Source organism: Massilia sp. BAP21, assembly GCF_057801335.1.
Window position 1 is genome coordinate 2538604 of the sequence record NZ_CM173596.1, and the last position, 19971, is coordinate 2558574.

At 64.8% G+C, this 19971-nt stretch carries 14 protein-coding genes; 10 read left to right on the top strand and 4 right to left on the bottom strand.

From position 1 onward, the window contains the following. Positions 1-92: 92 nt before the first annotated feature. The 3 genes from ACWYRN_RS11215 to ACWYRN_RS11225 are packed head-to-tail and all read left to right on the top strand — an operon-like array spanning position 93 to position 4959. On the top strand, positions 93-374 hold the full coding sequence (locus tag ACWYRN_RS11215; protein WP_488692488.1) for a hypothetical protein: 282 nt from the start codon (positions 93-95) through the stop codon (positions 372-374). Next, complete coding sequence (locus tag ACWYRN_RS11220) at positions 371-2386, top strand: sensor histidine kinase, YfiR-like protein-associated (RefSeq protein ID WP_488692489.1); 2016 nt, start codon at positions 371-373, stop codon at positions 2384-2386. Before ACWYRN_RS11215 ends, ACWYRN_RS11220 begins: the two co-directional genes overlap by 4 nt. Next, positions 2383-4959, top strand: coding sequence for an EAL domain-containing protein (locus ACWYRN_RS11225; protein ID WP_488692490.1), 2577 nt, complete (start codon positions 2383-2385; stop codon positions 4957-4959). Before ACWYRN_RS11220 ends, ACWYRN_RS11225 begins: the two co-directional genes overlap by 4 nt. A gap of 107 nt (positions 4960-5066) precedes the next feature. On the opposite strand, the gene thiL is transcribed toward ACWYRN_RS11225, so the two are convergent. Beyond that, entirely contained in the window at positions 5067-6035 is a 969-nt protein-coding gene (gene thiL, locus ACWYRN_RS11230; protein ID WP_488692491.1) for a thiamine-phosphate kinase, read from the bottom strand. A 188-nt stretch (positions 6036-6223) separates the two neighbouring features. Between thiL and ACWYRN_RS11235 the strand changes: the two genes are divergently transcribed. The 4 genes from ACWYRN_RS11235 to ACWYRN_RS11250 all read left to right on the top strand — a co-directional run bounded on the left by ACWYRN_RS11235 (position 6224) and on the right by ACWYRN_RS11250 (position 12121). Further along, positions 6224-8536 carry an NADP-dependent malic enzyme gene (locus tag ACWYRN_RS11235; protein ID WP_488692492.1) on the top strand — a complete coding sequence of 771 codons (2313 nt, stop codon included), beginning with the start codon at positions 6224-6226 and terminating at the stop codon, positions 8534-8536. A 287-nt stretch (positions 8537-8823) separates the two neighbouring features. Then, on the top strand, positions 8824-9870 hold the full coding sequence (gene gmd / locus ACWYRN_RS11240) for a GDP-mannose 4,6-dehydratase (RefSeq protein WP_488692493.1): 1047 nt from the start codon (positions 8824-8826) through the stop codon (positions 9868-9870). A 1-nt stretch (position 9871) separates the two neighbouring features. Beyond that, the gene (locus ACWYRN_RS11245; protein WP_488692494.1) at positions 9872-10822 is read left to right on the top strand and encodes a GDP-mannose 4,6-dehydratase; all 951 of its coding nucleotides are present in this window, start codon (positions 9872-9874) and stop codon (positions 10820-10822) included. Positions 10823-10951: 129 nt separating this feature from the next. Beyond that, positions 10952-12121, top strand: coding sequence for a glycosyltransferase family 4 protein (locus ACWYRN_RS11250; RefSeq protein ID WP_488692495.1), 1170 nt, complete (start codon positions 10952-10954; stop codon positions 12119-12121). Between the two features lie 64 nt (positions 12122-12185). On the opposite strand, the gene ACWYRN_RS11255 is transcribed toward ACWYRN_RS11250, so the two are convergent. Then, positions 12186-13202 carry a response regulator gene (locus tag ACWYRN_RS11255; RefSeq protein WP_488692496.1) on the bottom strand — a complete coding sequence of 339 codons (1017 nt, stop codon included), beginning with the start codon at positions 13200-13202 and terminating at the stop codon, positions 12186-12188. Further along, positions 13199-16573, bottom strand: coding sequence for an MHYT domain-containing protein (locus ACWYRN_RS11260; RefSeq protein ID WP_488692497.1), 3375 nt, complete (start codon positions 16571-16573; stop codon positions 13199-13201). The genes ACWYRN_RS11255 and ACWYRN_RS11260 overlap by 4 nt, the downstream gene beginning before the upstream one ends. Before the next feature lie 250 nt (positions 16574-16823). On the opposite strand from ACWYRN_RS11260, the gene ACWYRN_RS11265 reads away from it, so the two are divergent. Further along, the gene (locus ACWYRN_RS11265; protein WP_488692498.1) at positions 16824-17594 is read left to right on the top strand and encodes a substrate-binding periplasmic protein; all 771 of its coding nucleotides are present in this window, start codon (positions 16824-16826) and stop codon (positions 17592-17594) included. 281 nt (positions 17595-17875) lie between these two features. On the opposite strand, the gene ACWYRN_RS11270 is transcribed toward ACWYRN_RS11265, so the two are convergent. Next, positions 17876-18118, bottom strand: coding sequence for a helix-turn-helix domain-containing protein (locus ACWYRN_RS11270; protein ID WP_488692499.1), 243 nt, complete (start codon positions 18116-18118; stop codon positions 17876-17878). 218 nt (positions 18119-18336) lie between these two features. On the opposite strand from ACWYRN_RS11270, the gene ACWYRN_RS11275 reads away from it, so the two are divergent. After that, positions 18337-19095, top strand: coding sequence for a hypothetical protein (locus ACWYRN_RS11275; protein WP_488692500.1), 759 nt, complete (start codon positions 18337-18339; stop codon positions 19093-19095). 244 nt (positions 19096-19339) lie between these two features. Continuing rightward, positions 19340-19867: a hypothetical protein gene (locus tag ACWYRN_RS11280; protein ID WP_488692501.1), complete on the top strand. Its 528-nt coding sequence runs from the start codon at positions 19340-19342 to the stop codon at positions 19865-19867. Positions 19868-19971: the final 104 nt, after the last annotated feature.

The window sequence follows — 19971 nt, forward strand, 5'->3', positions numbered from 1 at the left end:
CAGGCAAAAGGAGACGGGCGGCGGCGCGGCAGCACTGGCCGCGCAGGAACCATTCTAGCGCGCGGCGGCGGCGGCCGGTGTAGCAAACTTGCATGGAAAATCGGCGCCGATGCTATCCAAACGACAAGGGACGGCGTAAAGTGGCGGGCTTCAGTACACGAAATGTTCCGTGCGACACTCGGGCATACCATGCTGCTATCCTGCATCGCTGCGGTCTGCTGCTGCGTTTCTTTTATTCAATCAAACACCATGTTGCTTCATCAATACGCGTGCTGCCGGGCCTGGCCGGCGCGGTCGTGATGGTTTTCGCCATCCGGGTCGCGTGGCGCGTGCGCGGAACGCTTTCCTCCATTCCGATCGGCGCGGCCGCATGATCCGCCTGCCCTCGATCCGCAAGAAGCTGGTCGCCGTCGTGATGGCCACCACCCTGGCCGCGCTGGTGGTGTCGGTCGGGCTGGTGATCGGCTACGACCTGCGCAGCTACCACCGCTCCCTGGTCAACGATCTCTCGACCCAGGCCGAGCTGGTCGGTCACATGAGCTCGGCCGCCCTGGCCTTCGACGACGCGCGCCTGGCCAGCGAAAACCTGGCCCTGCTGCGCACCCGGCCGATGGTCGACGCCGCCGCCATCTACGACGACCGCGGCCGCCTGTTCGCGTCCTACGCGGCCGATGGCGCCGGCACCGTCTTCCCGGCGCGCGCCGAACGCGCGGCCGCCCGCATCGAGGGCGACCACCTGGTCGTGTTCCGCCCGGTGCTGGAGAACGGCGAAACCGTGGGCGCGGTCTGGCTGCGCGCCGAGAACCGCCTGCTGGCGCGTACCCTGGACTATCTCGCCATCGCGCTCGTCGTGACCCTGCTGGCGATGGCGATCGCCTACCTGGTAATGCGGCGGCTGGGCCGCATCATCACCGCGCCCATCGTGGCGATCACCGAGATCGCCCACGACGTGGTGGCCAAGCGCGATTATTCGCGCCGCGCGCCGCGCATCAGCAACGACGAGGCGGCCGAGCTGGTCGATTCCTTCAACGCCATGCTGAGCGAGATCGAAAGCCGCACGCGCGAGCTGGAAGACTCGAACGCCGCCATCGTGCGCGAAGCCCAGGAGCGTTCGCGCGCCCAGCAGGAAGTGATGCGCCTGAACGAACAGCTCGAACACCGCGTCGACGAACGCACCCTGCAGCTGGCGCTGGCCAACGCCGAACTGGCGAACGCCATCGACGAGGCGAGGAACGCCAACCAGGCGAAATCGGCTTTTCTCTCTTCGATGAGCCACGAGCTGCGCACGCCGCTCAATGCCATCCTCGGCTTTGCCCAGATCCTCACCTCGGAAGCGCTGCCAACCAGCGACGCGCAAAAGAAGGAATTCGCCAGCCATATCCTGAAGTCCGGGCGCCACCTGCTGACATTGATTAACGAGATCCTGGACCTGGCCAAGGTCGAGTCGGGCACGATCCCGCTGAGCATGGAGCCGGTGGCCCTGGGCGAGATCCTGGAAGAATGCCGCACCATGATCGCGCCGCTGGCGGCCGGGCGCGGCATCCGCGTGCTGTTCCCGGAGCAGGTGGGCGCGGTGCTGCTGGCCGACCGCACGCGCCTGAAGCAGGTGCTGCTGAATCTCCTGTCGAACGCGGTCAAGTACAACCGCGAGGCCGGCGCCGTGGTGCTCGACTGCGCGCAAGCCGGGCCGGGGCGCCTGCGCATCTCGGTGCAGGACACTGGCCTGGGCCTGCGTCCCGACCAGCTCGACAGCCTGTTCCAGCCCTTCAACCGCCTGGGCCAGGAAGCCGGTACCCAGGAAGGCACCGGCATCGGCCTGGTGGTGACGCGCCGCCTGGTGGAGCTGATGGGCGGATCGATCCACGTGAGCAGCAGCCCCGGCGTGGGCAGCGTGTTTTCCATCGAACTCGGCACCACGGCGCCGGCAGCGGGGCGCGGCGCAGCCGAGGGCGAGCTGGCGGCGCTGCCGCCCGAGCGCGCCGCCGGCGAGCCGCACCTGGTGCTCTACATCGAGGACAATCCGGCCAACCTGAGGCTGGTCGAGGAAATCGTGCGCTTCCGGAGCGATCTGCTGCTGGTCTCCGCGGGCGACGGCCCGGGCGGCCTGGCGCTGGCGCGCGAACGGCGCCCCGACATCATTTTGATGGACATTAACCTGCCCGGCATGAGCGGCTACGAGGTGCTGGCCGCACTGCGGCGCGACCCGCAGACGGCCGCCATCCCGGCCATCGCCCTGTCGGCGAACGCCATGGCCAGCGACATCGAGCGCGGCATGGCGGCAGGCTTTTTCCGCTACCTGACGAAACCGGTCGACATCGACAGGTTCAACGAAGCGATCGACGGCACGCTGGCCCAGCTGGCTGCCGGGAAAGGACAAGAAACATGATCACGCCCGCCGAGGTGCGGCGTGCACGCGTGCTGGTGGTCGACGACCAGCCCGTCAACGTGCAGCTGCTCGAATACCTGCTGAAGACCACCGGCTACGAGAACGTGCACAGCACCACCGACCCGCGCCAGGTGGTGGCCTTGCACCTGAAGTACCGCTTCGACCTGATCATCCTCGACCTGCACATGCCGCACATGGACGGCTTCCAGGTGATGGAAGCCCTGAAGCCGCTGGAAAGCGAGTCCTGGCTGCCGGTGCTGGTGGTGACGGCCGAACCGGATAAAAAGCTGGCCGCGCTCGAAGCCGGTGCGCGCGACTTCATCGGTAAGCCCCTCGACACGGTGGAGGTGATGACGCGCATCCGCAACCTGCTCGAAGTGCGCCTGATGCACCGCGAGTCGCTGGCCCACGGCGCCAACCTGGAACGCACGGTACGCGAGCGCACGGCCGAACTGGAACGCTTCCGGCGCGCCATGGATGCCACCTCCGACGGCATCTTCCTGATCGACGCCGCCAGCCTGGCGCTGGTGGACGTGAGCGACGGCGCCTGCCGCCTGCTCGGCTTTTCGCGCGAAGCCCTCCTGCGCATCGACCCGGTGGCGCTCGGCCTGACCACCGCCGACCAGCTGCAGCGCCACCTCGACACGAACGGCGCCGCCCACGAATCCGACATCGCCGAGACCGAGCTGCTGCGCGCCGGCGGCGAAGGCGCGGTGCCGGTCGAGATCAGCTGGCAGTGGGAAGAGGCGGGCAGCAGCAAGCTGTTGATTGCCGTGGCGCGCGACATCAGCGAGCGCCGCCACGCCCAGCAGCGCCTGAAGCACCTGGCCAGCTACGACGCGCTGACCGGCCTGCCGAACCGCACCCTGTTCTTCCAGAACCTGCGCGAAGCGATCGAGCTGGCCCAGGACAAGGCCTGGCGCGTGGCGGTGCTGTTCATCACGCTCGACCGCTTCAAGATCGTCAACGATTCGCTGGGCCCGGCCCTGGGCGACGAACTGCTGCGCCAGTTCAGCAACCGCCTGATGCGCGTGATGGACCTGCGCGACGCCGTCGGCCGCCTGGGCGGCGACGAGTTCGCGGTGGTGCTGAACATGACGCGCGAGCAGGGACGCGAACACAGGCGCGAGCCGGTGCACGTGGCCAACGAGATCCGCGAAGCGCTGCGCACGCCTTTCGATTTGAACGGGAAGAAGGCGGTGCTCACGGCCAGCATCGGCATCGCCATGTACCCGGACGACGCCCTGGAGCCCGGCACCCTGGTGAAGTATGCCGACACCGCCATGGTGCGCGCCAAGGAAGCGGGGCGCGACGGCTACCGCTTCTTCACTGCCGGCATGAACGTGCAGGTGCTGGCGCGCCTCGACCTCGAAGTGGCGCTGCGCGGCGCACTCGAGGGCGAGCAGTTCGTGCTGCACTACCAGCCCAAGCTGGAACTCAACACCGGCCGCGTGACCGGCGTGGAAGCGCTGCTGCGCTGGAACCGGCCCGGCCACGGCCTGGTGTACCCGGCCGAATTCGTGCCGGTGCTGGAAGAAACCGGCATGGTGGTGCGCATCGGCGACTGGATCGTCGACGCAGCCTGCCGCCAGATCGCCGAGTGGAACGAGCAGGGCGTGCGCGAGGTGCGCGTGGCCGTGAATGTGTCGAGCCGCCAGTTCGTCGAGGGCGACCTCGAAGGCGTGGTGCGCGCCGCCATCGAGCGCCACGGCATCGACCCCGGCATGCTGGAACTCGAGCTGACCGAAAGCGCGCTGATGACCAACGCCGAGCGCACCATCGAGGTGCTGCAGCGCCTGAAGGCGCTCGGCATCCGCATCGCGATAGACGACTTCGGCACCGGTTACTCCTCGCTGGCTTACCTGAAGCGCTTCCCGATCGACAAGCTCAAGATCGACATCGCCTTTGTGCGCGACATCGTCACCAACCCGGACGACGCGGCGATCGCCCTGGCCATCATCAGCATGGCGCACAGCCTGCACATGCAGGTGATCGCCGAGGGCGTGGAAACGCGCGCCCAGATGGCGTATTTACGCCGCAACCGCTGCGACGAGATCCAGGGTTTCCACTTTTCGCGCGCGCTGCCGGCGGCCGGGCTGGCTGCGCTGGTGCGCAAGAATCGCGCCGCGCCCGACATGCCGGCCGCCGACGACAGCAACGTCCAGACCATCCTGGTGGTCGACGACGACACCGACACCCTGAGCGCGCTGCACCGCCTGTTCAGGCGCGATAACTACCGGGTGCTGACGGCGTCCTCGCCGGCCGAGGCCTTTGAATTGCTGGCGCTGTACCGGGTGCAGGTGGTGCTGTGCGACCAGCGCATGCCGGTGATGAGCGGCACCGAGTTCCTGAGCAAGGTGAAGGAGATGTATCCGGACACGATGCGGATCATCCTGTCCGGTTATACGGGCGTAAACGTGGTGCTTGATTCGATCAACCGCGGGTCGATCTACAAGTTTTATACCAAACCGTGGAACGATGCGGAGTTGCGCGATAACGTGCGGCTGGCGTTCCGGCAGTACTGGATGGAGCATGGGCCGTATGATGACCGCAAGGTGCCGAGGGTGGGGTGATGTTGGGCGGTGGGGTGTGCATGGGTACGACCGCGTGGGCACAAGTGCCCACCCTACGGTGAATGGTAGGGTGGGCACTTGTGCCCACGCGGTACAACGTGTGAATATCAACTGCCGCTGAAATGATCCCATCCGCTGACTTGCATTGATACCGGCGCGCCTGACCCATCCACGAACCGCAATCCGTCCTCGGCATCGACCGTCCCGACCCGCGTGACCGGCGTGCCGCTGGCCACACCCGCCGCAATGACTGCCTCCCGGTCTTCGCGCCGCGCCGCGAAACACAACTCGTAATCGTCGCCCCCGGCCACGGTGAACCGGCGCCGCCATTCGATCGGCTGGCGCGCCAGCACCGGCCCCGCCGGCAGCGCATCCACCTCCAGCGTCGCGCCAACGCTTGATGCCGCCAGGATATGCCCCAGGTCCCCCACCAGCCCATCCGAGATATCCAGCGCCGCCGGCGGCTGCGCCAATGCGGCCAGCGCACGCCCCAGCGCCACGCGCGGCGTCGGCATGTGCATGCGCGCCGCCGCCAGCAGGTGTTCGTCCTCGCCCAGCGCATATTCCCGCCAGTACCCCGCCAGCGCCAGCCGCGCATCGCCCAGCGTCCCGGAAATCCAGATATCGTCCCCGGCGCGCGCCGCATCGCGCCGCAGCGCCTGCCCCGGTTCGACTTCGCCGAACACGGTAATACAGATATTCAGCGGCCCGCGCGTCGTATCCCCGCCGATCAGCTCGCAATCATGGGCGTCGGCCAGCGCGAACAGCCCGGCGGAAAAGCCTTCCAGCCAGTCCGGATTGGCTTCCGGCAGCGCCAGGGCAAGCGTGAACCCGAGCGGCCGCGCGCCCATCGCCGCCAGGTCCGACAGATTCACCGCCAGGCACTTGTGCCCCAGCATGCGCGGGTCGGCGCCAGCGAAGAAATGCCGCCCCTCGACCAGCATGTCCGAGGAAATCGCCATCTGCATGCCGGGCGTGGGGGCGAGCAGGGCGCAGTCGTCGCCGATGCCGAGCACGGCTTTGCCGGGCCGGTTGCGGCGGAAGTAGTGTTTGATGAGATCGAATTCGGAAAGCATGCGCGCATTCTACCGTTGCCACTCTATCCATACCCCACTGCCGGCGATCCATAAGACTTACCAATATGACACCACCTACCATCAGTTAAGCTTCTAAAGCGCCCGAGGAGTGGAAAATACGTAGCCGCCAGAAAGAGTCAGTCTGATAAAATTGGAGGTTCCCCTCTAGTTCAGGAAGGCTGCATAGCATGGATTCGTCATCGGATAAAAAAGAAGAATTACGCCAACAACTGCGTGCTGCAGCGCTCGAATACCACCAGTTCCCCCGTCCCGGCAAGATCGCCGTCACCCCGACCAAGGGCCTGCTGAACCAGCGCGACCTGGCGCTGGCCTATTCGCCCGGCGTCGCGGCGCCTTGCGAGGAAATCGTCAAGGACCCGGCGGCCTCGTACAAGTACACTTCGCGCGGCAACCTGGTGGCCGTGATCTCGAACGGCACCGCCGTCCTCGGCCTGGGTAACATCGGCCCGCTGGCCTCGAAGCCGGTCATGGAAGGCAAGGGCGTGCTGTTCAAGAAGTTCGCCGCGATCGACGTCTTCGACATCGAAATCGCCGAGAACGACCCGGATAAACTGGTCGACATCATCGCTTCGCTGGAACCGACCTTCGGCGGCGTGAACCTGGAAGACATCAAGGCGCCGGAGTGCTTCTACATCGAGCGCAAACTGCGCGAGCGCATGAAGATCCCGGTCTTCCACGACGACCAGCACGGCACCGCGATCATCGTCGGCGCCGCCATCCTGAACGGCCTGAAGGTCGTCGGCAAGGACATCAAGCATTGTAAACTCGTCGTCTCCGGCGCCGGCGCCGCGGCCCTGGCCTGCCTCGACCTGATCGTCGACCTCGGCTTCCCGATCGAGAACATTTATGTGACCGACCTGGCCGGCGTGGTCTACAAGGGCCGCACCGAGCTAATGGACCCGGACAAGGAACGCTTCGCCCAGGATACCGAGCAGCGTACGCTGTCGGAGATCATTCCCGGCGCCGACATCTTCCTCGGCCTGTCGGCCGGCGGCGTGCTGAAACCCGAGATGGTGGCGCAGATGGCGGCCAATCCCATCATCCTGGCCCTGGCCAACCCGAATCCGGAAATCCTGCCGGAAGACGCGAAAGCCGTGCGCAGCGACGTCATCATCGCCACCGGCCGTTCGGACTATCCGAACCAGGTGAACAACGTCCTCTGCTTCCCGTACATCTTCCGCGGCGCGCTCGACTGCGGCGCGACCACCATCACGCGCGAAATGGAAATCGCGGTCGTGCACGCGATCGCCGACCTGGCGCACGCCGAGCAGTCGGACGTGGTGGCCTCCACCTACGGCATCAACAATTTGTCGTTCGGCCCGGAATACCTGATCCCGATGCCGTTCGACCCGCGCCTCTTGACCCATATCGCGCCGGCCGTGGCCAAGGCGGCGATGGAGGGCGGCGTGGCCGCGCGTCCGATCGCCGACCTCGACGCCTACGCCGAGAGCCTGCAGCAGATCGTCTACCGCAGCGGTTCCTTCATGAAGCCGCTGTTCCAGGTGGCCAAGAGCACGCCGCCGGAACTGAAGCGCATCGTGTATGCCGAGGGCGAGGACGAACGCGTGCTGCGCGCGGTGCAGGTGGTGGTCGACGAGAAGCTGGCGCGCCCGATCCTGGTCGGCCGCCCGGCCGTGCTGGAGCAGCGCATCGAGAAGTTCGGCCTGCGCCTGAAACTCGGCCAGCACTTCGACGTCATCAACCCCGACTTCGACGAGCGCTACCGCGACTACTGGCAGACCTACCACCAGATGGTGATGCGCCGTGGCGTGACCGCCGACATGGCCAAGCTGGCGATGCGCCGCCGCCATACGCTGATCGGCGCCATGATGATCCACAAGGGCGACGCCGACGGCATGATCTGCGGCACCTACGGCACCACCTGGACCCACCTCGACTTCATCGACAAGGTGCTGGGCCGCCGTGCCGGCGCCGACGTGTACGCGGCGATGAACTTCATCATCACCGAGGAGCGCCAGCTGGCGATGGTCGACACCCACGTGAACGAGAACCCGACCGCGCACGAGCTGGCCGAGATCACGATCATGGCGGCCGAGGAGCTGGAACGCTTCGGCATCGCGCCGCGCGTGGCGCTGCTGTCGCACTCGAACTTCGGCACCTCGGACAGCGAATCGGCCTGCAAGATGCGCGAAACCCTGGCCCTGGTGCAGCAGAAGGCGCCGCACCTGGAGATCGACGGCGAGATGCACGGCGACGCCGCGCTCGACTCGAAGCTGCGCGCGAAGATCATGCCGCAATCGACGCTCAAGGGCGACGCCAACCTGGTGGTGATGCCGAACATCGACTCGGCGAACATTGCCTACAACCTGCTGAAAACCGCCGCCGGCAACGGCATCGCGGTGGGCCCGGTGCTGCTCGGCTGCGCGCGTCCGGTGCACATCCTGACGCCGTCGGCCACGGTGCGCCGCATCGTGAACATGACCGCGCTGTGTGTGGTGGATGCGGTTTCGAGCCGCTAAGCTGGATGATGTTTGTCCGCCCGGACCGGTAAAAGTTCGGGCTAGATAAAGGTAACTTGTGGTTACTCACAGGCGAGCGTGCTCGCCTGTTTTTTTTGCCTTGAACACGTAACAATCCGTAAGCGCGGCCTGAAAGTGTGGCGTTTCGCGCAATAATCCTGTCGATTTGCAGCCGTGGCCGCTTTCTCGCTGCATGTGCAGCCTTTGCCCGATATGGCTCTGTTACAATATGGGGTTGTCATAAAAGTATTCGATCGACCCGAGCACTCATCTGGAATTCCATAACCATGCAAAAAACAACGAAACGTGCCGTCGTCACCGGCATTACCGGCCAGGACGGCGCTTACCTGGCACAGCTGCTGCTTGACAAGGGCTACCATGTGACCGGCACCTTCCGCCGCGCCAGCTCGACCAATTTCTGGCGCATCGAGGAACTGGGCATTGCCGCGCACCCGAACCTGTCGCTGGTCGAATACGATCTGACCGACCTGGCCTCCAGCCTGCGCCTGATCCAGACCGCCGAGCCGGACGAGGTGTACAACCTGGCAGCCCAGAGTTTCGTTGGCGTTTCCTTCGACCAGCCGCTGACCACCGCCTCGATCACCGGCCTGGGCGCCGTCAACCTGCTCGAAGCGATCCGCATGGTCAATCCGAAGATCCGTTTCTACCAGGCGTCGACCTCGGAAATGTTCGGCAAGGTGCAGGCCATCCCGCAAATCGAGGACACCCCGTTCTACCCGCGCAGCCCATATGGCGTGGCCAAGCTGTACGCGCACTGGATGACGATCAACTACCGCGAGAGCTACGACATCTTCGGCTCCTCGGGCATCCTGTTCAACCACGAGTCGCCGCTGCGCGGCCGCGAGTTCGTCACCCGCAAGATCACCGACTCGGTCGCCAAGATCGTCCTGAACAAGCTCGACGTCCTGGAGCTGGGCAACATGGACGCCAAGCGCGACTGGGGCTATGCCAAGGAATACGTCGAAGGCATGTGGCGCATGCTGCAGGCCGACCGTCCGGACACCTACGTGCTGGCGACCAACCGCACCGAGACCGTGCGCGACTTCGTCACCATGGCCTTCAAGGGCGCCGGCATTGCGCTCGAATGGAGCGGCAGCGCCGAGAACGAAACCGCGCGCTGCACCACGAGCGGCAAGACCGTGGTGCGCGTGTCGCCGAAGTTCTACCGTCCGGCCGAAGTCGACCTCCTGATCGGCAACCCGGAAAAGGCGAAGCGCGAACTCGGCTGGGAGCCGAAGACCACGCTCGAAGAGTTGTGCCAGATGATGGTCGACGCCGACCTGCGCCGCAACGAACAGGGCGCTTCGTTCTGACATGAGCATCTCCAGCACGCAGCCGCAGCCGCAGTCGCAGCCGAATACGGCCCTCGAGGGCGAGGGCCGGCGCGCCCTGGTCACCGGATTGCGCGGGTTCACGGGCGAATACGTGGCGCGCGAGCTGCGCGATGCCGGCTACCGTGTGTTCGGTACCGCCACCCCGGGTGACGTGGCGCCCGAGCCCGGCGTGTTCGCGGTCGACCTGTGCGACCGCGCCGCGGTGGCCGCGATGGTCGAGGAAGTCCAGCCCGACGTGGTCGTGCACCTGGCCGGCATCGCCTTTGTGGGCCATGGCGACGCCGAGCAGATCTACCGCGTCAACGTGGCCGGCACCCGCAATGTGCTGGAAGCGCTGGCGGCGCTGCGCAAGCGGCCGTCGGCGGTGCTGCTGGCCTCCTCGGCCAACATCTACGGCAATGCCAGCGTGCCCGTCATCGACGAGCAGGTCGCGCCGGCGCCGGCCAACGACTACGCGGTGAGCAAGCTGGCCATGGAATACATGGCGCGCCTGTGGATGGACCGGTTGCCGATCATCATCGCGCGGCCGTTCAACTACACGGGCGTCGGCCAGAGCGAGAACTTCCTGCTGCCGAAGATCGTCTCCCATTTCCGCCGCAAGGCCGGAACGATCGAGCTGGGTAACCTGGCGATCGCGCGCGACTTTTCCGACGTGCGCATGGTGGCCTGGAGCTACCGGCGCCTGCTGGCGGCTGCGCCGGCGGGCCAGGCCTTCAACATCTGCTCGGGGCGCAGCCATTCGCTGGCGAGCGTGATCGACATGATGTCGGACATCGCCGGCTACCGCATCGAGGTCCGGGTCAATCCGGCCTTCGTGCGCGCCAACGACGTGCTGACCCTCACCGGCGACAACGCCAGGCTGGCCGGCGTGGCCGGCGCCATCCCGACCCGTCCGCTGTCCGAGACGCTGCGCTGGATGTACGAGGACTGAACATGCAGGCGCGGCGCGCAGCAATGGGCACGGCCATGATCGGGCTCGCCACTGCCGCCGCTCCGGCCAGTCCCCGCACCACCTGCTACAACTGATTCGCGCATCAAGCGTTCATTTCTCACCACGTCCATGCGCGTTCTTCATTTCTACAAGACCTATTATCCCGACACCGTAGGCGGGGTCGAGCAGACCATCCGCCAGATGTGCGTGGGCACCGGCCGCCTCGGCGTGACCAACACCGTGCTGTCGCTGTCGCGCGAAAAGAACCTGCAGCCAATCGCCTTCGAGGGCCACACCGTGCAGCGCGTGCCGCTCGACTTCGAGATCGCCTCGAACGCCTGCTCGTATGCCGCGCTCGGCGCCCTGGCGCGCCTGGCGCGCGAGGCCGACGTGGTGCACTACCACTTCCCCTGGCCCTTCATGGACCTGGCCCATTTCGTGGCGCGCGTACGCAAGCCGACGGTGGTCAGCTACCACTCCGACATCGTGCGCCAGAAGAACCTGCTGCGCCTGTACCAGCCGCTGAAGCACCGCTTCCTGCGCAGCGTCGACGCCATCGTCGCCGCGTCGCCGAACTACCTGGCTTCGTCGGCGGTGCTGGCGCGCTACCCCGGCAAGGCGCGCGTCATCACCTACGGCCTGGACCAGACCAGCTATCCGCAGCCCGACCCGGCGCGGCTGGCGTACTGGCGCGAGCGGGTCGGCCCCAAGTTCTTCCTGTTCGTCGGCGTGCTGCGCTACTACAAGGGCCTGCACGTGCTGCTCGACGCGGTGGCGGGCACCGAGTATCCGGTGGTGATCGTCGGCGCCGGGCCGGAAGAAGCCGCGCTCAAGGCCCAGGCCGCGCGCCTGGGCCTGAAGAACGTGCTGTTTACCGGCGCGCTCGACGAGGAAGACAAGGTCGCGCTGCTGACCCTGGCCTATGCCTTTGCCTTCCCCTCGCACCTGCGCTCGGAAGCCTTTGGCGTGTCGCTGCTGGAAGGGGCGATGTACGGCAAGCCGATGATCTCGTGCGAGATCGGCACCGGCACCAGCTACATCAACATCGCCGGCGAGACCGGCCTGGTGGTGCCGCCGGACGACGCCCCGGCCCTGCGCGCGGCGCTGCGCACCCTGTGGAACGACCCGGAACTGGCGCGCGCCATGGGCGGCAACGCGGCCCGCCGTTTCGAGGAAGTGTTCACCTCGGCGCAGATGGCGGCCGACTATACCGCCCTGTACCGCGAAGTGCTGGCCAGGCATGCCGGCGCGCCGCATGCGCCCGCCACGCCGCTGGCGCCGCCGGTAACGCCGGAATAACCGAAGCAGGAGCAAAGCAGAAGGGGCGCAGCGCGCCCCTTTCGTTTTTTGTGCATGTGAGCGCTTACGCGGCCTGCGCCTCGGCTTGCTCCTTTTCCGCCCAGCGCAGCCGCACCGTGCGGATCGCCGGCAGCTGGGCCACGAACAGGTCGACCAGCGCCGGATCGAAGTGCCTGCCCTTCTGCTGCACCAGGTAGTCCACCGCTTCTTCCTCGCTCCAGGCGCGCTTGTAGGGCCGGATCGAGGTCAGGGCGTCGAACACGTCGGCGATCGCCACGATGCGCCCGGCCAGCGGAATGCGCTCGCCGGCCAGCCGATTCGGGTAGCCGCTGCCGTCGTACTTCTCGTGGTGGGTGATGGCGATGTCGTGCGCCAGCTTGAGCATGCCGCCTTCGTGCTCGCCGATGATCTCGGCGCCGATGGTGGCGTGGCTCTGCATGATCTTCCATTCGTCCGGATCGAGCGGCCCGGCCTTTTGCAGGATGCGGTCGGGGATGCCGATCTTGCCGACGTCGTGCATCGGCGCGGCGTGCAGCAGATCGTCGGCTTCCTCTTCGGTCATGCCGGCCGCCAGGCCCAGGATGCGCGCGAAATGGCTCATGCGGATCACGTGCAGGCCGGTCTCGTTGTCCTTGTACTCGGCAGCGAGACCCAGGCGCTGGACGATCGCCAGGCGCGAGGCTTTCAGTTCCTCGGTGCGCACCAGCGACAGGTGGGTGCGCACGCGCGCGCGCACCAGCGGCGGGCTGATCGGCTTGGTGATGTAGTCGACGGCGCCGGCCTCGAAGCCTTCCAGCTCGTCGGCGGTGTCGGTGAGGGCGGTCACGAAGATCACCGGAATCGGCGCCGTCATCGGATTGGCTTTGAGCGCGGCGCAGACTTCGTAGCCGCTCATCCCCGGCATCATCACGTCGAGCAGCACCAGGTCGGGGCGCTCCTTGACCGCCAGTTCCAGCGCGCGCGCGCCGTCTTTCGCGAACAGCAGGCGGTAGTGGTCCTGCAGGATCTGGCGCAGCAGTTGCAGGTTGCTGGCTTCGTCGTCGACCGCCAGGATCAGCGGGCGGGTGATGTTATTGCTCATTGCATCGTTTCCTGTGGCGTTGCATCGTCATGGGTAGGAAGGGACTCGAGGGCGATCAGCACGGCGTCGAGCTGCTGCTGGGCGAGGTCGAAGTCGAAATCGGCCAGGGCCGCCTGGACCTGGGTCACGCGTGCGGCCACCGGGTGGCCGGCGAGGGCCGCGGCCAGGCCGGCCATGGCCGCGTCGTCGAGCGCGCCGCGCGCCAGCGCATCGTGCAGCAGGCCGCCGGCGCGGCGCGCGCGCGCCAGGTCGAGGGTGGCGCCGGCGGCATCCGGCGCAGGAGCGGCGGACGGGCGGCTGGCGCGGGTCAGGTCCAGCGCCCCGGCATGGGCGGCATCGACCGCGTCGAGCGCCGGCGGCAGCAGGGCGCTGGCGGCCAGTTGCTGGCCCTTGTCGCCTTCGGCCAGCGCTTCCAGTTCTGCCAGCGCATCGCTCAGCAGTTCCAGGCCGAGATTCGCGGCCACGCCGCGCGCCTTGTGCGCCAGCATGCGCAGCGAAGGATGGTCGGCGGCATCGGCAAAGCCGCGCAGGAACTGCGGCAGCAGCGCGTGCTGGGTGTGGAAATGGGCCAGCGCTTCGAGGTAGGCGTCTTCCTTGCCGCCCCAGCGGTGCACGCCGCCGACGCGGTTCCAGGCCTGGCGCCCGACGGCCGGCGCATCCGGCGCCGCGTGCGAACCGATGCCGAGCACGCGCGCGATCTCGTGCGAGAGCGCGAACCAGTCGACCGGCTTGGTCGCGAAACCGTCCATGCCCACTTCCGCGCTGGCGCGGCGGTGTTCGGCCAGCACGCTGGCGGTCATGGCGATCACCGGCACGCGCGGACGGCCGGCCGCTTCGGCCTGCTCGCGGATCAGGCGCGTGGCGCTCAAGCCGTCGATGGTCGGCATCTGGAAGTCCATCAGGATCAGGTCGAAGTCCTGGCGCGCGGCCAGTTCCACCACCTGGGCGCCGTCCGAGGCGCCGGTCATGGTGTGGCCGCGGCGCGCCATCAGGAGCTGCAGCAGTTCCAGGTTCTGCGGCACGTCGTCGGCCACCAGCACGCGCAGGCGCGGCAGGGCGGCCGCGGTGCGTACGCGCGCCTGCTGCGGCGCGAAGCGCGCCACCACCAGCGGCAGCAGCACGTGGAAGGTGGTGCCTTCGCCGACCGTGCTCTCGGCCCAGATCTTCCCGCCCATCAGCTCGACCAGCTGCTTGCTGATGGTGGTGCCCAGGCCGGTGCCGCCGAAGCGGCGCGTCATCGAGGCGTCGGCCTGGGTGAACGGATCGAAGATCGCATCCAGGCGTTCGGGCGCGATGCCGATGCCGGTGTCCTTCACGGAAAAGTGCAGCTGGTCGCCCTGCGGCTCGGCGCGCAGCACCACGCTGCCGGCGGCCGTGAACTTGATCGCGTTGTCGAGCAGGTTGGTGAGCACCTGGCGGATGCGCAGCTCGTCGCCGCGCAGGTTGGTCGGCAGCGCCGGGTCGTAGTGGATGTCCACGTGCAGGCCCTTGGCGCGCGCGTTGGCCGCCAGCGTCGACGACAGCTCGTCGATCAGCGAGAGCAGGTTGTAGTCGTTGATCTCGAGTTCGACCGCGCCTTTTTCCAGCTTGGCGGTATCCAGGATCTCGTTCAGCAGGCGCAGCAGCGAGCGGCCGGCGTTGCGCACCGTATCCAGGTGGCGCCGCTGTCCCGGCGCCAGTTCGCCGTCGAGCAGCACGTCGGTGAAACCGAGGATGGCGTTCATCGGCGTGCGGATCTCGTGGCTCATGTTGGCCACGAACGTGGCGCGCGCGGCGGCGGCCTGCTCGGCATTCTCCTTGGCTTCGCGCAGCGCTTCCTCCATCATGCGGCGCTCGCTGATGTCGAGGATCACGCCGTCGAGCCAGGCCAGCTTGCCGTCGTCGTCGCGCACGGCGGTGCCGTTCTCCCACAGCCAGCGGGTCGTGCCGTCGGCGTGCAGCAGGCGGTATTCGACCAGCCAGGGACGGTTTTCCCGCAGCGCGGTCTCGATCGCTTCCGACACGCGCACGCGGTCGGCGGCGTGGATCAGGGCGCCAAAACTGCGGCGCGGCGCGGCATCCGGCGCAGCGCCGATGAAGTCGCGCGCCGGATAGCCGGCCACGCGCTCGACGGCGTCGCTGATGAACACCATCGGGTGCGTGCCTTCGAAGCGGCTGCGGTAGGAAATACCGGGGATGGTGCCGATCAGGGAACGGAACTGCTGCTCGCTGGCGCGCAGCGCCTGTACCATCTCGCGGCGCTCGGTGATGTCGGTGACGAAGCAGACGAACAGTTCCTGGCCTTCCAGGCGCGCGTGGCCGACCGCGACGCGGATCGGCACCAGGCTGCCGTCGCGCCGCAGGGCATCGATTTCGGCGTTGTCGGGGGCGGCCTGGCTGCCGCTGTCGGCCAGGTAGCCGAACAGGCCGGCGCGGCTGGCCTGGTCGCCTTCGGGCAGGAGCAGGCCAGCGTTGCCGCCCACGATCTCGTCGCGGCGCCAGCCGAAGATCTTCTCGGCCGAGGCATTGAATTCGAGGATGGTGCCTTCGCGGTCGATCGTGATCACGCCGTCGATGGTGGTGGTGAGCAGGGCGCGCATCCAGGCTTCGCTACGCGAGAGTTCGACGTACAGGCGGCGGTAGCGCAGCAGGCCGTTGGCGGCCAGCACCAGCACCGTGAACAGCACGGTGATCAAGGAGATGCCCAGTGCCAGCGCGGTGGTGTCCGACGACGCCGCGGCGTTCGGGTCGATGCGGCCGACGAAGCGCGCCGCGGCCATGCCGGTGTAATGCATGCCCGAGATGGCGCAGCCCATGACGGTAGCGGCCAGCAGCAGGCGCTGGCCTTCGCCCAGGCGCGCGTAGCGCGTCAGGCCGAAGCGCACCCACAGCGCCAGCGTGGCCAGCACCACGGCCACCACGATCGACAGCAGGAACATGCCCAGGTCGTAGCGCAGGTCCAGGCCCATCTGCATGCCTTCCATGCCGGCATAGTGCATGGCGCCGATGCCGGCGCCGACCAGCACGCCGCCAACCAGCAGGCTGCCGGCGCCCAGGCGTTCGCGCGCGATCAGGCTCAGGGCCACATACGAAGCGAAGATACTCGGCAGGCTGGACAGAATGGTGGTCATCGGATCGTAGACGACCCGGGTGCACAGGCTGAAGGCGAGCATGCCGATGAAGTGCATGGCCCAGACCCCGGCGCCGAGCGCCAGGCTGCCGGTCAGCAGGAAGACCGTGCGCTGGCTGTTGCGCTGGCGGGCCTGGCCCGCGATCTGCAGGCCCATCCACGACGAAAAGATCGCCACCAGCAGCGACAGCAGCACCAGCTTGGTATCGTAGATGCCGTAGCTGAGCAGCGAAGGGTCATCGGGCAGGGTGAAAAGCGGCATGGCGTCTTTCGGGAAAGCTTAAAACCGGTAAAAACAGAAGAGGGAGACGACAGAAGTATGACATTTTCCGTATGGAAAGTCTTGGTTTTATGCGGAAAACTTATAATGCTGCTATCGCATCTGTCGCGTGCGTGCGACCATGTCTGTGGAAGTGAGCTTTGGCATGGTTCCATGCGGTATGCTTATTGCATGAATGGCCTGGGGTATCAGGGCTTTTCATGATCGAACAAGCAACAAGGAGGGCAAGACCATGCAGATCCAGCACACCACGGGCGCCGTTTGCCTGGCCCTGTCTGCGCTCTGGCCTGCACGCGCCGCACCGTCACCCCAGCAGGCGGGCGCCCTCTACATTGCCACCGAAGAGGCGGCCCCATCGAGCATGCGCGACGCCAGCGGCCGGGTCGTCGGAATCGCCACCGATAAGGTGCGCGCGGCCATGGCCCGCGCCGGCGTGGCCTATACCATCGAGACGCTGCCGTGGAAGCGTGCCTATGCCGCCGCGCGCGAGCGCCCCGACGCCTGCGTCTACTCCACCACCCGTACACCCGAGCGCGAAGCCCTGTTCAAGTGGGTGGGGCCGACCGACAGCGCGCAATGGGTGCTGATGGCGCGCGCCGACCGCCGCATCGCCCTGGCCTCGCTGGACGATGCCCGGCCTTACCGCATCGGCACCTACCGCGGCGACGCCCGCGACGATTACCTGCGCAGCCGCGGCTTCACCGTCGACACCGCCCCGCACGACCTGCTCAATCCGCAGAAGCTGCTGCTGGGACGCATCGACCTGTGGGCGGCGTCGCTGCGGCGCGGCAGCATGGTGCTGGAACAGAACGGGTGGAAGGGCAGGATCGTGCCGGTATTCACATTTGGCCGCCAGGACGTGTTCCTGGCCTGTCATCCCGGCGTGCCGGATGCGGTGATCAGGCGGCTGAACGATGCGTTTGCAGTGCTGGGGCGCGACGGCACGCTGAAACAAATCGAGCGGGCCTACGATCACTGGACGGTGCCGGAAAAGGCGCGATAGCAACAAAAAACCCGCGCTCTCTAATAAGAAACGCGGGTTTCGGTATTCGATGTTGCTGCAAGCTTTGGTGCTCCGGCCGGAATCGAAAATCAGGCTGAAACCCGCATGAATGCTAGGGTACGCCACTTTTTTCTAGAGAGATACCGTTAAAAATACCGTCAAATCTTCGCGCAGATATCCGCTCTCACGTGATCTCACCGAGACTTAACCCAGGGCGACGGCGAAAGTTTACCACTTTGAGCATCGTGTTGGCGGTATAAGTACCTTGCTCGTTGACAATCCTACAAATCCGCTGCTGCAAAAAGGTCAGCAGTAGTCACTCCTAGGGCATTGGATATCTTGATGATCGTCAGTGCAGCAGGGTTGTTATCGCCCCGTTCAACACGGCCCAAATAACTCCGATCCACCTCAGCTGCCAGAGCAAGTTGTTCTTGTGACACGGCACGCTCCATACGCAATCGCTTGATGGCGCTCCCAAGTGCAAGCAGTTCAGAAGACTGGCGATTTTTTGAAAGGTTGGGCACATGACAATCATCCAGATATAATTTCGCGTAGACGACGGTACATGTACCGCAATGCGCGCACCGTGCCTGTCAAAGGCAGAGGTCCAGTCGAGGTGCTTGCCCGCTAGTGCGGATAAGGTGGGCAACCGAACTTAAACGCGTACGGCAGACGGGAGTGCTGAAGCAAACCACAGCCGCCCCTAACAGTCGAAGGACCTAACCAACTTTCCAGGAGAGTTATGGATATAAAGATAAATGGATTATTGACGGCAATTCGGCTCAAGGAAGTTTTGGCTCTAGTAGAAGCAGGAGCCGGCATTAGTTGTTATTTTGAAGGTCGCCTGCGCATCCTAGCGACGTCCACAACGGCTGGTGATGTGGCACACACAGACGTGCCTTTACTCAGCGACGCAGACGATGCCGATATTAATTTGGCATTGGAAATCGAAGAGGACGGATGGGACGGACCAAGACCAGCGTATGTTGGCGGAGTGGTGGACAACAGCCCGGAAACGCTTGAGCGTCGACGGTTATATAACTTAGAAGTGCAGGCTAGGGCACTGCGAAACGCGGAGGGCGCTAAGCTGAAGCAACAGCTGTCATGGGAGCACAATACGAACAAGGAGTTATTTGGTCGCTTGCGGATGAAGTATGGGCAAATATTTATCGATGCTATCAATGCAGAGATCGCCGCCGTCTGGGCGGAGGTGAAGCCTATATATTCCGCAAACTGTAAGGACGGTAAAGCAGGTCAGCCGCGACTGATGCCACAACTGGAAATGCGTGGTGACACCGTGTCGTTTCATGGATTCAATTTACATGGTACGCACACAAGAATAGTTACCCCTGTTTCTATGCCTGATAAGATGCTGGGTGCTCGACCAATCTGGAAATATAAAGAGTGGGTTGAATGTGCGGTGCCGCGAATCAGAGCAGTGATTGACCAGTACGCGGAGAAGGCTCATCTGGTAAAAGTCAGTGCCATATCACAAACATAATTATAGCAACGTCACCTCTCTGTATTTTAACCGCATGACCCGATTATCCACGCCGATGCTGTATCAATGCCCTATATGCGCAGGGTATTTTACGCGTTCTGTTCTAACCTTTCTCCATTTCTACGATGACGTACCAGAGTGGTCGGACGGATGCAACGGGCAGTGGTGGGCAAATATTGGGGCGCCTGTGGGGCGATGTCCGACTTGTTGTAAGGTGGTGTGGATCGACGATGCTAAGAAAGTCATGCCAGTACCCTCGGCGCCCGATCCTATTAGTTGTTTCTCGCGGTTATGGCATCAACTGACTGGAAACGGCAAAGAACGACTTCGCGCTGAGAGAGATTGGAATGCTCTATCTAGCGAAATTAAGAACGCGGAATATATTCAAGGGTTACACAGCAGCCAAGATTTTTTGAATGTCTTAGCGACGATGCCGCCAAATGCTGAGGAACGCGAAATTTATATACGGCGACGGCTCTGGTGGGTTTCTAACGATCACCAGAGGTTGGATAACAATGGTAGACCTACTAAGCAAGTACGCATCTTATCAATAGAAGCTGCCTATGTAAACATATGTCAGCTCTTGAATTTGATTAAGTACTATCCCGCTTTTCAGATAGAGCGTGGCGAGTTATTGCGCCAACTTGGTCATTTTGACGAGGCCATCGCTGTGCTGAAAGAGACACAATTTAAAGGCTGCAACGAAGTACGGGCCAAAAAAATTGTCGCACTTGCCCTTCGCGGTGAGACAACAGTACATATCTTAAACTAAAAATGGCGACCAATGCCTTGGCTGATACATGTGACCAATAGTAAGGATTGGTATCAGTGAGCATAATAAAAAGAACTGAGTGTTCAATTGCAATTATTTTTATT

Coding starts and splice junctions, on each gene's coding strand:
- ACWYRN_RS11235 (WP_488692492.1), top strand. CDS start 6,224: ATGGATTCGTCATCGGATAAAAAAGAAGAATTACGCCAACAACTGCGT.
- gmd (WP_488692493.1), top strand. CDS start 8,824: ATGCAAAAAACAACGAAACGTGCCGTCGTCACCGGCATTACCGGCCAG.
- ACWYRN_RS11220 (WP_488692489.1), top strand. CDS start 371: ATGATCCGCCTGCCCTCGATCCGCAAGAAGCTGGTCGCCGTCGTGATG.
- ACWYRN_RS11250 (WP_488692495.1), top strand. CDS start 10,952: ATGCGCGTTCTTCATTTCTACAAGACCTATTATCCCGACACCGTAGGC.
- ACWYRN_RS11255 (WP_488692496.1), bottom strand. CDS start 13,202: ATGAGCAATAACATCACCCGCCCGCTGATCCTGGCGGTCGACGACGAA.
- ACWYRN_RS11245 (WP_488692494.1), top strand. CDS start 9,872: ATGAGCATCTCCAGCACGCAGCCGCAGCCGCAGTCGCAGCCGAATACG.
- ACWYRN_RS11280 (WP_488692501.1), top strand. CDS start 19,340: ATGCCAGTACCCTCGGCGCCCGATCCTATTAGTTGTTTCTCGCGGTTA.
- thiL (WP_488692491.1), bottom strand. CDS start 6,035: ATGCTTTCCGAATTCGATCTCATCAAACACTACTTCCGCCGCAACCGG.
- ACWYRN_RS11275 (WP_488692500.1), top strand. CDS start 18,337: ATGGATATAAAGATAAATGGATTATTGACGGCAATTCGGCTCAAGGAA.
- ACWYRN_RS11225 (WP_488692490.1), top strand. CDS start 2,383: ATGATCACGCCCGCCGAGGTGCGGCGTGCACGCGTGCTGGTGGTCGAC.
- ACWYRN_RS11265 (WP_488692498.1), top strand. CDS start 16,824: ATGCAGATCCAGCACACCACGGGCGCCGTTTGCCTGGCCCTGTCTGCG.
- ACWYRN_RS11215 (WP_488692488.1), top strand. CDS start 93: ATGGAAAATCGGCGCCGATGCTATCCAAACGACAAGGGACGGCGTAAA.
- ACWYRN_RS11260 (WP_488692497.1), bottom strand. CDS start 16,573: ATGCCGCTTTTCACCCTGCCCGATGACCCTTCGCTGCTCAGCTACGGC.